Origin of the sequence: Lactiplantibacillus sp. C232 (assembly GCF_023806725.1) — a bacterium.
Classification (GTDB): Bacteria; Bacillota; Bacilli; order Lactobacillales; family Lactobacillaceae; genus Lactiplantibacillus; species Lactiplantibacillus plantarum.
In genome coordinates, this window is sequence record NZ_JAMSKZ010000004.1 from 113,980 (window position 1) to 127,648 (window position 13,669).

The window sequence follows — 13,669 nt, forward strand, 5'->3', positions numbered from 1 at the left end:
GGGAAAGCCTACTAAAAATTAAGTTTATCTTAAGCCGGCCGTTATCACGACAAACTGCGACGATTCGGAGCCGTAGTCGTTTGCAATTAAGTAGTGCCCAGCGTAAACTAAAACTAATGTAAAACAGAAATGAGGAACTGCTGTGAGTGAATCAACAATCAATATCATTTATATCTCCATTGAAGGCAATACCCGCTCATTTGTCACTGGTATGCAGGATTACGCCAAGACCCAGCATGCAGCTGATGATAGCAACCCGTTAATTACCTTAAAAGAAATCACCGAACAGTCAGACTTTGCCATTGAGACTGAACCCTACTTCGCCTTTGTCCCAACCTACCTTGACGGTGGTAACGGCATTGACAATGGGGTTAAGGAATTGATGACCAACGTGTTAGGTGAATATCTTAACTACGATCAAAACTCACGGTTCTGTCTCGGAGTTGTTGGTTCTGGTAACCGTAACTTTAACGATCAGTACTGTCTAACCGCTCGGCGTTATGCTGAACAACTTGACACGGACATGATTGCGGATTATGAGCTTCGCGGGACTGCCGTTGATACTGAACGCGTCTATAACGTGATGAAAGACCGTTTGGCCGCCTATTTAGACAATCAAACCTTTTAATCGAATTAACCAAACAATCAAGGTCCAAGTTAGTTTTCGCTAACTTGGACCTTGATTGTGTTCACAGCACGAAGTTGACCAATCGCCTCAGTAACGACGATTTCACGCTATTCCGTTGCCTTATCCTTATCAAATATCGTGGGGCCGATGACTAGTGATTCCGCTAATAAGGTTTCATTGTACAATTTAAAAACGTACTTCTGATACTTGACCTCTCGTTGTGAAATCATATCCAAATATTGCCGTTCTTGTTCGAGTGCATTCATAAATGCTCGCATCTCTAATTCTTTTTCTGCACCAGTAAATTCCGGTCGCCGAACAACGTCAACCCAGGCCCGTGCAAAATCACGAGTCCTAGTCCGTTGTTTCTGGGTCATCAAATCAAAAATGACGGATTCTTTCACATTCGGCGGCAAATACATTTTCTGAACTGTATCAATCGCGTGGTGAACCATCGCCACCCGAATCTGATCAATCTCACTAGTTGCCTCATCATCAGTCAACGCCGGCTTTAGCAACCAGCGAAAAATAATCGTCGGCACGACCATACTCAGAATAATCAACGTACTGGCAGCCATTAGAACCAAGTTAAAGTCACCACGTCCGACCGCAGTATCGGTTAACGTATAGGCTAAGGCCAGCGTTACCGCACCGTGCACGCCACCTAGCGCAAAAATCCATGCGGGCCGATTTTTGAAACTCAACCGCAACCGACCGTAGCTGTAACGCACCAGCACATTGCTAATATACAGAACAAGCCCAATCAACAAAAAGTTCAAGGACCCATGCCCGAATTGTTCGTTAACAAGAATTTTGATAAACATGAATCCAAGAACCACAAACACCATGCTATTAAAGATTTCAGTAATCATGCTCACCAAGTCAAAAGCAAAATGAACTTGTTGTGCATTAATTAACCGGCTTCGTTGGGCTTCCGCATTATGCACTAATCCCGCAACCACAACCGTAATGATTCCAGAAACGTGAATCGCCTCAGCAGCATAATACAAAATAAAGGGCGTAATCACGTACATCAACAGCGACGCATTCAACGAATTATACGAAGAGCGTAACAATACTTGCCGAAACAGAACCATGATCCAGGCACTGACAAAACCAAAGAGTACCCCACCCACAGCTGAAATAATAAAATCAATAATCGTTTGCCCATAGTTAATATAGCCATTAGCATACCAGAGAACCGCCATGTTCAATAAGATGATGCCAGAAGCATCATTAAACAACGACTCCATTTTTAAAAAAGTTCCCTCAGTTGATGGCATCTCCAAACCGTTCGTCACCGATTCCATTGCCGTGGCGTCGGTCGGCGTACTGATAGCCGCTAGAATAAAAGCTAACGGCAAGCCGACTAATCCCAGCCCTGCCAAGCTAAATCCCGCGACAATTAAGGCAAGAATGACTAGTCCAACTGTCGTTTGGATAATGTGCTTTAATTCCTTACCAACAGCATTCAGTCGAGTGGCTTGTCCTTCAAAAAACAGGAGTGGCGCAACAATCAGGCCAATAAAGATTTCAGAATTGAAGTTTTCAATATGATTGCTCAAAACTGGAATAAAAAACAAGCCAATACCGACGATCAGACTCAAGTAGTTCACAGATATTTGCGGCATTACCCGGGAAATAAAAATACTAACAACCGCAGCCAACACCAGAATAAAACTGGAAACCATCAAATTCACGTACTCACCTCATTTTATTAATTAATTCATTTATTCTATCCGATAATGCTCAAATTGTATCGTCAATCGTCTCCATCATCACTTTCAAAGAATCAAAAAAGCTTTCAAGGCATTTGACCTTAAAAGCTTTGTTAATATCACGGGGCCCACCTGCTCCTTAACCATTTAATAAGTGTTCTCGCCGGGCGCGCCACAAGACTAACGCCAAACTACCTAACATTAAGATAGTCACCGTAATAAACAATAACGAGTAGGAGAACTGAGCCACCATCATGCCACCGAACAATGGTCCCACAGCTCGTCCCAATGACAAAGCCATGTTGTATCGGCCTTGATATTTTCCGCGCTGATCATCAGCCGCCATATCATCGACCCAGGCGGGTGCAATCGGTAAGCCAATGACCTCACCGATCGTTAAAACCACCATGATAATAATAAAATCAACGTATTGCCGGGCAAATACTAATCCCAAGAATGATAAGGCAAATAGCGTAATGCCCAAGCCAATCTGAGTGCCAATCTTAAATCGTTCGTTGAATAACGCCACGATCGGCTGACTCACAATAATTAATAGCCCGTTAATCGTCCAAACTTCACTATACCGGCGGAACGGAATCCCCAAGTTGGTCATGTGCACGGAAAGAATACTTTCCCATAAGGCATAACTCAGATAAATGGTGAAAATCATCAAACAAATCATCCAGATTAATTGACGGTGATTTTTAGGCGTCACATCCCGCTTCTGTGGCGCAGCTTTCTCTGTCCGAACAGTCGGTGTGACGTTAAAGGTACTTAGCGTAATCGTCATAAGACCAAGGTAGCAAACTGTTGCCACCATGAACACCACATTGATACCTAGTTCCAACAAGTAACCGACCAATAATGTCCCAATAACGACCCCAACGTTGAGTGCTAAATAAAGCATGTTAAAAACATACCGGTTGGATCTAGTCGTTACCGTTGCGGCATAGGCATTGACGACTGTCATGCTGATACCATCACCAAAGCCGACAATGATCAAGCCAATCGCGTAAGGCCACAAACTATGCCAGAAAATCAACGTTGTTAAAATTGCGGTCGAAATACCACCACCAAGTAGCGCTGTATAATATGGTCGCCAGTGATCAAACAAGCGCCCGCCAATAAAGTTACCAGCAATCATAGCCAACGACATCAAAAAAAGAATAATTCCCGAAAACGTCAAGCTTTGTTTGAGATAATTATGCATGTAGACCGTTGTTAATGGCCACATAAAAGCGGCACCCGCATTATTCAGCAAATTGGCTAGAAACAGCCACCGTAACCGAACTTCTTTTTGCATCTCCTCACCACATTTCTAATTTAAGTTTATTCATTGAGAAAACAATACCCTAAATAGTATACGCCGCCTGACCGTTTTTACCTACCAATCAGGTCGCAAAAGGTGCTGAGTAGTCTACGAAATCATTTTTACTTAAGCCGCGCTTAGCATCAAGTCTTACACTGCATGTTGTTTACAATCGCAACGCTGTAGTCGCAGCCTAGGCCCGTGCTTTGACCATTTGGTGCATTCTAAATGCGGCCCCCACTCCGCGGATCCGTTTCATCCGTTTTAGTATTGTTCCGAGAAGCACTGACCACGTGTATACTAAAGTCAAAAAGGAGCAATTGACATGAGACTTTTCACCATTCCAGCCGAACAAACGGCATTTAGTACCAAAGAGGTTGTCGCCATCACCGGTATGACCAAGGACGCCCTCCGTTATTATGAACAACAACAGTTGATTGGGCCCGTACCACGCAACCACAACAACTACCGACAGTATTCACGTCAAAATTTAGAGCGTCTACAATTCGTTGCCACTTTTCGGCAATTAGGCCTTGATCTAAAACTACTCAGCGGTGACGGCAACATTCCAAACCGGGCCCAGCGAATCCAAGAACTGAGCGCATATCGTGCTACTGTGAAAAAGCAAATCGCTCAATTACAGGCAACTGATCAGTTTTTAGCACATAAGATTGCTTACTTTGAAGCTTCTCCAAATCATTAACCAACTTTTTTTACTTTTTACTTGCTATCGTGTGGACACCATAGTTTATACTAACGGCACACTTAATCAAAGAAGGTTACGATATTATGAAAACAATTGCTATTAACCAATACGGTTCCGCAGATGAATTTACGATGGTCGACATGCCCACGACCGAACCACAAGCTGATGAAGTTCAAGTTGCGATTCACGCCTTTAGTCTCAATCCCATGGATATTGCTGGCCGGATGGGAGCCCTATCCTCACCTTTTACTGACTTATGGGCCTTTCCATTGGTCTTAGGTTGGGATTTCGCTGGTGTCATTACCAAAATGGGCAAGGCCGTCACTGGTTTTAACATCGGTGACGCTGTGTTTGGTTCCGCCGCGCCTGCCCACGCAGCTAATAACGGCACTTATGGTGAATTTATTACTGTTAATACTAAAGAATTAGCCCATCTCCCAACAGGCTTATCATTTGATCAAGCTGCTGCTTTGCCAATCGCTGGACTAACCGCTTATTACGGCATGAAGCACAATCTTAAGCTGCAATCCGGACAGAAGATTCTGGTGCAGGGTGGAGCTGGTGGTGTTGGCCTCTTTGCAATTCAAATTGCTAAAGCCTTTGGCGCTTACGTCGCGACCACCGCTAGTGCTAATCACCGTGACTTGTTAACTCGCCTAGGGGCCGATGAAGTCATTGATTACCATGAAACCGATCCTGCCGCCGTCTTGCACGACTATGATGCCGTTTTTGACACCGTTGGTGATATTGATACTGGTCTCAAGGTCCTAAAAGCTGACGGCCAGCTTGCAACCATTGCCGGTCAACCGACGGACGAGCAGCAACATGATCAACAGAAAAAAGTTGCCTTTCAGTTCACCCAAGGCTCATCACAAGACCTAGCCGACTTAGCCCAATTAGTTGTCAGCGGTCAAGTGAAGCTAACCGTTGCGACATTACCGTTCTCCGTAGCCAATGTCATTAAGGGTCATCGATCCATCGAAAGTCGCCATACGACGGGTAAAATCGTCATTCACGTGACGGATTAACCAATCCTGCTACTCAATAAATATCTTCCGGCACCATTCTTAGTAGCTAGTCCCACTGTAAAAATGAACGTTCAGAGTTCGAAGGACTTCTGAACGTTCATTTTTATTTTAGCGGCCCAATTAACCATGGCACACTTGGTAACAAACCAACCAATTTAATTTAATGAATCACTTTAAACTTCCCAGCACACTTAACAACCAGTTATAATTCACGATGCCATGATGAATTTGGACTAAGTTCAAACTGTCTCAACCAGGTTGTACTAATATTAATTCGACAATCCATAAAAATTAATATTGAAATGTCCGGTTTTTGAACCTGATTGTCGACTACCACCCCTGATGATTGTTATAATATAATTAAACACTGCCAACCGGTGTAATCTTTCAACAATTGAGGTGACAACATGGCGAATAACAACTTTGGCTTGGCGTTAGGCTTCCTAGTGATTCTGTTGCTCTGGATCTATCAACGCGTGCGAATGCCTAAGATGCGCTCACTCGCTGGCTACATGTCGCGACGCGCGATTGAAAATGAGGAAACATGGCGGTTCGCACAACGCTTCTATTCAATGTTTGGCATCGAAATCTTTTCCATTTTGTTAATCGGCGCGATTATTGGTGGTCTGTTCAAGATTCCGCTATTGCAAAGCTTTAATTTTCAAGCCATCGCCTTAGCGGTTGGTTTGATCATGCAAAACGTTGCAACTGAGCGTGAACTGAAACACCAGTTCCCAAAATCTCCGCAACATTAGTACTTTATAATTGACCATCACCACGTATGGTTTAATATTAATACGGTAGTTTAATCTGAATTAATGCTTATGAACAAGTACTTGGTTTAAAATATTCTTAGTAAAGAAGTGAAATTGATGAGTAACGAAAAAATTGCCTTATTCACCATCTTTGGCGGTACTGGTGACCTCGCACAGCGTAAACTGTACCCGTCACTATTTAAGCTCTATCAAAAGGGCTATCTCAAGGACCACTTTGCCGTTATTGGGACGGCTCGGCGTCCTTGGACTGATGATCACTATCATGAAGTTATTAGTGACTCCCTAGCTGATCTGAATGCTGATCAGGAAACGGTGACGCAATTTGCGAGCCATTTTTATTATCAATCGCATGACGTTACTGATGCTGAACATTACCGAACTTTGAAAAAATTATCAGAAAAGCTGGACGCCCAATATGGTTTACAAGGCAACCGGATCTTCTACTTAGCAATGGCACCAAACTTCTTCGGTACGATTGCCCAACACTTACGTTCCGAAAATATTCTGACAGATAACGGTTTTAACCGCGTCATTATCGAAAAGCCTTTTGGTCATGATTATGAAAGTGCCAAGGAACTTAACGACCAATTAACGGCTACTTTTAACGAAAATCAGATTTATCGAATTGACCACTACCTTGGTAAGGAAATGATTCAAAATATCACGGCCATTCGTTTTGGCAATAATATTTGGGAATCATTATGGAACAACCGTTACATCGACAATGTCCAAATTACGTTAAGTGAAAAACTGGGTGTCGAAGAACGGGCCGTTTACTATGATAACAGCGGTGCCTTGCGGGATATGGTCCAAAATCACATTTTGCAAATTTTGAGTCTGTTAACAATGGATCAACCAGTTGAATTCACTGAAAATGATATCGACGTGGAAAAGGTCAAGGCTTTACGGAGCTTACGACCACTTAAACCAGAAGAAGTCGCAACCAACTTTGTCCGTGGTCAATACGGTGCCGGCGATGATGCTAAAGCTTACCGTGACGAAGATAAGATTTCATCAGATTCTAACACCGATACTTTCGTCGCTGGTAAAGTCATGATCGATAATTATCGGTGGTCCGGAGTGCCGTTTTACATCCGGACTGGGAAACGCTTAGCCGATAAGTTCACGCGAATCGACGTGGTGTTCAAACGGCCAGTCGTCAATATCTTCAATCATGAAGACGTCCGAGCTAATGACGACGCAGCAACCAGTCTCGATCCAAACATCTTGACAATCAACGTTGAACCGACTGAAGGCTTCGAGCTCCGCATGAATGCTAAAGCAATCGGCCAAGGCTTCGCAACCACCCCGGTCAAGTTGAATTATTCTCACGATGCTGAAGCCACGGCTGGTAGCCCAGAAGCTTACGAACGTTTGCTTCACGATGCCTTAAATGGCGACGCAACCAACTTTACCCACTGGCAAGAGGTTGCCGATTCGTGGAAATTCGTTGACGTCATTCAAAAATACTGGGATGAACATCAACCCGAATTTCCAAACTACCGCCCTGGTACAATGGGACCAGATGCGGCCGATGAATTATTACGTCAAGATGGTCACCGCTGGGTCTACCGCAACTAGCCGTCCTAGCGTATTCACTTAAATGGCTTAATTAAAAGAACCAGTTACCAACACTTGCCTAACAACGTGTTGATAACTGGTCCTTTTTATATCGCTTTAACAATTGGATGGGTTGCTGCCCATCGGCAATACACGTTTATTTTGCTCTTCGGGATTGCGCCTGCGGATTAGCTTAACTAGCGTCGCAATAATCCCTAACACCACCCATTCCGCTTATAAACGCCTACCCTACCAGTTGTTCACAAACTTGAATCAACCGTTTGACACCGGTCGTCAACTCTGACAGTGTCAGCCCGGCAAACCCTAACAAGTAATAGTCCGCCGTGGGCATGTCGCGCCAATTGGAGTTAAGCGGATAAATCCGAACCTGTTGCCGTTCTAGGGCTTCTAATAATTTAGCCTGTGCAATGCCTGGAATCTGAACAACTAAGTGTACCCCCGCGCCGGTTGCAATTGGTCGGATCTGCTTAGTTTGCGCTAACTGGTGACAAAGTACCCGATACTTTTGTCGATTAGCAGCTCGGTTTCGACTAAGGTGCCGATAATACGCCCCATCTTCAAAATAATTAGCCATTGCTTGTTGTAACAGGCCGGCCACCATTTCAGCCCGATATTGATACCGTTGATGATAAGTTGCCACCAGTTGTGGTGGTAAGACCAAATATCCCATCCGTAATGTCGGATCAATTCCCCGCGAAAATGTCCCCAAATAAGCCACCTGATTAGCCGTTGCTAGCGACTGTAGCGCGGGTAATGGGTGCGCACTGTATCGGTATTCACTATCATAATCATCCTCAATGATGAGATGCTGAGTCCCCGCCCATTGTAACAACGCTAATCGTTTCTCGATGGGCAAGACGACTCCTAATGGAAATTGATGGCCAGGGGTCGTATAAATGATCTGAGGATTACGCGCACGAACTTGTGTCAAATCGAGCCCATCTTCCGTCACTCTGATGGGGACCGCCGTCTGTCCATAACTAGCCGCCAATTCGGATAAACCGCGGTAGCCTGGATTCTCAATTCCGACCGTTCCGCGTGGCAAGATACTAAGTAGAATACTGAGACCTGCCTTAGCCCCACTCGTGATGACAATCTGGTCCGCTGTGCACCGCACACCACGAGTCGTTTTCAAAAATCGAACCAAGTTTTCACGTAAAGCCGGTAAGCCCTGCGCATCCGGATAAACGGCCGTTGGTTGCTGCTCAGTCTGACGCAACGCTAGTCGGACAGCCCGTTTCCAAGCGTTCCAACTTGGCGATAACAACTGAGTCACACCATACCGAAAATCATAAGTGAACGCCCTGGGTTTAGTGGGCTGTGGCACAGTCTCCAGCGCCTGTTTAGCTGCTGGCCAGTGTGTCCGATCGCGATAAAAGTAGCCACTCCCGGGAACGGTATAAACATAGCCCTCTGCTAGCAACTGATCGTAAGCTTGTTCGACAGTGGTCTTGGAAACTCCCAAATTTTGTGCCATTTTACGAATTGACCATAACTGGTGGTTGGCTTGAGTAGCATCATAGTCATCACGCATCTGCTGGTATAACTGAATATATAACGGTGTCGTTGACTGACGATTTAATGGCATCACACAACTGTCCTTTCATTTTTATCAAAATTGTCTATTTCTAACCGGACGATTGTTGTTTATTATAAACGGTAATCACGTTGAGAGGAAGGTCCTAATGATGAATACAAATATTCGGATCCAACAAATTCAAGTCTCTGGCATCCGACGCTTCGATGAAGCAATCAGTCAAATTCCCGATATTATCAGATTAACGGTCGGCGAACCTGACTTACCCACCCCAAGTCACGTAAAAAAAGCGGCAATTCAAGCTATTCATAATGATTGGACACACTACTCGCCACTAATGGGATTTGCCGCTTTGCAAGATGCTGCGAGTCACTACTTTCAACAGAAATACCAACTCACCTATGCACCTGAGCAAATCATTGCAACAGTCGGCGCTAGTGAAGCCGTTGCAACGACCCTGCTCACTTTACTTAATCCTGGCGATACCGTCTTATTGCCAACACCGGCTTACACGAGCTATCAACCCGTCGTTGACATCGCAAACGCAAAATTAGCTCCCATTGACACAACCGCAACGGGTTATAAATTAACACCCAGTGCGTTACAAGCTGCGCTAGATGATCACCGTCGCGACCACGTCAAGGCCTTAATTTTAAACTACCCGACCAACCCCACCGGCGTCACGTACACTGATGATGAATTACGGGCTTTGCAAGCCGTCATTGCTACCGCTGGAATCTACGTTATTAGCGATGAGATTTACAGTGAACTAACCTATGAACAGCCCCATACTGCTTTTGCCACACTATATCCAAGCAAAACGATCACAATCAATGGCCTCTCCAAATCGCATGCCATGACTGGTTGGCGACTGGGATTCATCATGGCCCCAAGTAACTTGATTACCGAGATGAAGAAGACCCACCAGTACCTCGTTACTTCAACGAGTTCAATCACCCAAGCGGCTGGTATCGAAGCACTTACCCATGGTCTGGATGATGGCTCAGAAATGCGTGACGTCTATCAAACACGCCGCGATTACGTCGTCAAACGTCTGAGTGAAATTGGATTCAATTATATTTATCCGACGGGCGCATTCTATATCTTTGTCCAGCTACCACAGGATTTCCAAGGCACCAGCTGGGACTTTGCGACCCGACTCGCACACGAGGCCCAAGTTGCTGTCGTTCCTGGCTCAGCATTTGGTACGAGTGGCGAGGGTTGGTTCCGGATAAGTTATGCAGCCAGTCAATCGGCACTACGCGAAGGGCTAAATCGTTTAGCCTTATGGCGCGCCCAAACTACCACACAGGAGGATTAGCCACATGAATTTAGCATCCGCACACCTGATTACCGCCATGGTCACCCCATTTGATGACCAACAACACATTGATTTCCACCGCTTAGAGCAACTGATCGAACACTTACTTGCAACTGGCACGGACGGCTTATTAGTCGGGGGCACGACTGGCGAAGGCCCCACGTTGAGCATCGCTGAAAAACGAGATTTATACACGCAGACAGCTAGGATCGTTGCTGGGCGAGTTCCAATCATCGCTAATACGGGGACCAATGACACTGCCGCCACAATTCATTTCACCCACATTGTCAGTCAAATCGAGGGCATCGACGCCGCCCTCGTCGTTGTCCCGCCCTATAACAAACCCAACCAAACCGGGATGATGGCGCATTTTACAGCCATTGCCGAAAAATCAGACTTGCCCATTATAATTTATAATATTCCCGGTCGCGTAGGCGTTAAGATGACGGTCACGACTATTCTGACGTTGGCCCACAACCCCAACATTATTGGAATCAAACAATGTGGTTCCGATGAAGAATTGGCCGCAATTGTTGAAAAGGCGCCTAAAGATTTTCTCGTTTACACGGGCGAAGATGCGCCGCACCTTGAACCACGGCGATATCACCCAAGCAGGGCAAATTCAACGACGTTTAATGCCGAAGATGGCAGCACTATTCACACAACCCTCACCGGCACCCGTCAAAGCGGCGCTGAACGCCCAACACTGGTTAGTCGGAAGCACGCGCCTACCAATTTTACCGTTAACCACCAATGAACAAAGTCAGCTACTCAACAGCTTAAAATAATGCAGAACGGTTGGTAGTACCTGGCAAAAGCGCGTATACTGAAACTAAAATAATTAGGAAAGTGGTGACCATGATGTGCGGTTGGGCTTTTACTGGCGGTATGCCCTTTATGTGGATGGGTGGCGGCTTGGGCATTATCAGCTTACTGATTCTGTTAGCCGTTGGTGCTTACTTTTTAGGGACACGTTCACGCCATCACGATTAAAGTTCTCATTGGGATAATCAAAAAAGACTTTCAAGGCACGGCTTGAAAGTCTTTTTTGTTTCATCATCAGGGATCAGCCAACCGGGTCAAACCCTCCCCATTTCAGGTGACCTGCAGTTTTGCCTGATAGTATCAGCCCAAACGCTGATTTAGACTCGATGACTTAATTTCAAGACAGTAACGTAAGTAAGTTTACCAGCCTTAACATTGCTATTGAGTTTGTCCCCACTAACTTCATTTTCACTCACAATCCATAAGCCGATTTGAACAAACTGGCCGCCAGTCCCAATGCCCCGATTCCAATCACAATTTTAAGTAATCTGGCAGGTAAGTGGCGTACAATTCGTGGTCCTAGGCTACCACCAATCAGAAAACCAATGCCTAAGGGTAGTACATAGCGCCACTGAATTGGCGTTTGCAAGCCATAAACGACGGCTGAAACAATATTGGCTAATCCCAACGCCAGATTTTTCTGAGCATTATAGACGACGAATGGTGCGGCACTCGTGAAAGACAGGATCGACAACATCAAGACACCACCCGCAGCACCAAAATACCCCGTATAAGCCCCGACTAAAAAGATGCCCAACCAAGCTAAAGCCGTCATCCATTTAGGTGTCACAACAATTTCACCGGGCTGTTTAATATGAATATGACGAGGAATCAGCACTAAAATTCCCGCAATCAAAATAAAAAATGGGACGACCTTCGCAAAGGTCGCTGCCGGGATAATAAATAACAGAATTGCTCCAACAATACTCCCAACTAAAGTCAGCGGGATGAGCGTCTTCAATTCCTGACCATGCCCCCGTAGTTCCCGGCGTGAGGCCGGCACGGCTCCAAAGCTAGTAAAGACTAAACCCACGGTGTTAGTGACATTAGCCGTAACGGGCGGCAGTCCCAGCGCCAGTAGGACCGGGTACGAAACCAGCGACGCTAACCCCGCTGCAGTGCTAACGATACCCGCAACAATCCCAACAACAACTAAAATAACGATTAACTCTCCGAACGTAAACATGTACAACGTTCCCTTCTCTCTTAATAGCCCTACAATAGCCACAACGATTACCATAGTCAAATAACCATGTTATAATAACAAATCATAATACTAACAATTAAGCATCAATTAAATAAGGACTTTAAGATGAATATTAAAGATTTGCAATATTATGTTTCGTTAACTCAGCTGAAAAATTTTTCATTAGTTGCAGCCCAATTTCACGTTAGTCAACCGACCATTTCGGCTGCTATTCGGCGATTGGAGACCGAACTGAAAACACAATTACTAATTCGGGCTAATCCCCACTTACCCGTGGCACTCACCACGACCGGGATTCAAGTCCAACGACACGCCAATCAGATCCTATTAGAGCACCAACTGATGTGCCAAGAAGTTGCCCACACCACAACCGATCAACTTGTCATCGGGATGCCGCCAATCATTGAAATCAACTACTTTCCCCGGATTGCAAGCCAATTACCACAAGCTTTATTCAGCCAGATTCAACCTATCAGTCAAGGTTCACTCGCGGCGCTCAAAGGATTAAAAAACGGACAATTAGACTTAGCCGTACTTGCTTACCTCAATGAATTCACGGATACGACCATTCAACTCACGACGTTTGACACCCAGTCATTTAGTATTGTTGTACCAACTGACGATCCGCTAGCAACCAACTCACAACTTCAGTTCAGATCGTTGCGTCATCAGCATTTTGTGGCGCTCAAAGATAACTTTGTCCACCGCCAGGCGTTTCGTCAACTCAGTCATCAAAATCATGTTCGGCCAACGATTGTCTTTGAATCCAACGAAATCGGCAGTATCTTAAACATGGTTCGTCAGCATGTGGGCATTGCCTTATTGAGTAACGCCGTCCAATTACCGGCGGGATTACAGCGGCTCCCCCTAACTGACGCGCAAGCGCCCACGTTCAATGTCGGCGTTGCGTACCGCCACTCAATGACGTTTAGTCCAACCCAAGCCGACCTGATCCAACGACTGACCGCTGCTTTTCAATCCGTCGATTGGCACGCATACTAACCAGCACCTAAAAATCCACCGTGTAAGTTTA

General features: G+C 45.4%; 12 protein-coding genes and 1 pseudogene. 9 read left to right on the forward strand and 4 right to left on the reverse strand.

Annotated features, from left to right (window positions below):
- The first annotated feature begins 142 nt into the window (after window positions 1-142).
- Window positions 143-628: a class Ib ribonucleoside-diphosphate reductase assembly flavoprotein NrdI gene (nrdI, locus tag MZO41_RS05750; protein ID WP_003642628.1), complete on the forward strand. Its 486-nt coding sequence runs from the start codon at window positions 143-145 to the stop codon at window positions 626-628.
- A 107-nt stretch (window positions 629-735) separates the two neighbouring features.
- Here nrdI and MZO41_RS05755 read toward each other — a convergent pair whose 3' ends face one another.
- Window positions 736-2,328: a cation:proton antiporter gene (locus MZO41_RS05755; RefSeq protein WP_011101877.1), complete on the reverse strand. Its 1,593-nt coding sequence runs from the start codon at window positions 2,326-2,328 to the stop codon at window positions 736-738.
- 157 nt (window positions 2,329-2,485) lie between these two features.
- The gene (locus tag MZO41_RS05760; RefSeq protein WP_013355817.1) at window positions 2,486-3,649 is read right to left on the reverse strand and encodes an MDR family MFS transporter; all 1,164 of its coding nucleotides are present in this window, start codon (window positions 3,647-3,649) and stop codon (window positions 2,486-2,488) included.
- Between the two features lie 331 nt (window positions 3,650-3,980).
- On the opposite strand from MZO41_RS05760, the gene MZO41_RS05765 reads away from it, so the two are divergent.
- The 4 genes from MZO41_RS05765 (at window position 3,981) to zwf (ending at window position 7,746) form a co-directional block, all read left to right on the forward strand.
- Window positions 3,981-4,358, forward strand: a complete 378-nt coding sequence (locus MZO41_RS05765) for a MerR family transcriptional regulator (protein WP_013355818.1) — start codon at window positions 3,981-3,983, stop codon at window positions 4,356-4,358.
- An 86-nt stretch (window positions 4,359-4,444) separates the two neighbouring features.
- Window positions 4,445-5,389: an NADP-dependent oxidoreductase gene (locus tag MZO41_RS05770; RefSeq protein WP_013355819.1), complete on the forward strand. Its 945-nt coding sequence runs from the start codon at window positions 4,445-4,447 to the stop codon at window positions 5,387-5,389.
- 407 nt (window positions 5,390-5,796) lie between these two features.
- Window positions 5,797-6,144 carry an SdpI family protein gene (locus MZO41_RS05775; protein WP_003642623.1) on the forward strand — a complete coding sequence of 116 codons (348 nt, stop codon included), beginning with the start codon at window positions 5,797-5,799 and terminating at the stop codon, window positions 6,142-6,144.
- A 117-nt stretch (window positions 6,145-6,261) separates the two neighbouring features.
- Window positions 6,262-7,746 carry a glucose-6-phosphate dehydrogenase gene (gene zwf / locus MZO41_RS05780; RefSeq protein ID WP_003644713.1) on the forward strand — a complete coding sequence of 495 codons (1,485 nt, stop codon included), beginning with the start codon at window positions 6,262-6,264 and terminating at the stop codon, window positions 7,744-7,746.
- A 223-nt stretch (window positions 7,747-7,969) separates the two neighbouring features.
- Here the strand turns inward: zwf and pdxR are convergent, their stop codons facing one another.
- Window positions 7,970-9,334, reverse strand: a complete 1,365-nt coding sequence (pdxR, locus tag MZO41_RS05785; protein WP_003642621.1) for a MocR-like pyridoxine biosynthesis transcription factor PdxR — start codon at window positions 9,332-9,334, stop codon at window positions 7,970-7,972.
- Window positions 9,335-9,431: 97 nt separating this feature from the next.
- On the opposite strand from pdxR, the gene MZO41_RS05790 reads away from it, so the two are divergent.
- The 3 genes and pseudogenes from MZO41_RS05790 to MZO41_RS16800 all read left to right on the forward strand — a co-directional run bounded on the left by MZO41_RS05790 (window position 9,432) and on the right by MZO41_RS16800 (window position 11,597).
- Window positions 9,432-10,604, forward strand: coding sequence for an aminotransferase class I/II-fold pyridoxal phosphate-dependent enzyme (locus MZO41_RS05790; RefSeq protein WP_003642620.1), 1,173 nt, complete (start codon window positions 9,432-9,434; stop codon window positions 10,602-10,604).
- Between the two features lie 4 nt (window positions 10,605-10,608).
- A pseudogene (dapA, locus tag MZO41_RS05795) lies at window positions 10,609-11,392 on the forward strand (4-hydroxy-tetrahydrodipicolinate synthase).
- A 70-nt stretch (window positions 11,393-11,462) separates the two neighbouring features.
- A complete protein-coding gene (locus tag MZO41_RS16800) occupies window positions 11,463-11,597 on the forward strand; it encodes a hypothetical protein (RefSeq protein WP_003645890.1) in 135 nt (44 codons plus the stop codon).
- A gap of 244 nt (window positions 11,598-11,841) precedes the next feature.
- Here MZO41_RS16800 and MZO41_RS05800 read toward each other — a convergent pair whose 3' ends face one another.
- Window positions 11,842-12,615: a sulfite exporter TauE/SafE family protein gene (locus MZO41_RS05800; protein ID WP_003644715.1), complete on the reverse strand. Its 774-nt coding sequence runs from the start codon at window positions 12,613-12,615 to the stop codon at window positions 11,842-11,844.
- A gap of 126 nt (window positions 12,616-12,741) precedes the next feature.
- On the opposite strand from MZO41_RS05800, the gene MZO41_RS05805 reads away from it, so the two are divergent.
- Window positions 12,742-13,638 carry a LysR family transcriptional regulator gene (locus MZO41_RS05805; RefSeq protein ID WP_003642617.1) on the forward strand — a complete coding sequence of 299 codons (897 nt, stop codon included), beginning with the start codon at window positions 12,742-12,744 and terminating at the stop codon, window positions 13,636-13,638.
- Window positions 13,639-13,669 lie beyond the last annotated feature (31 nt).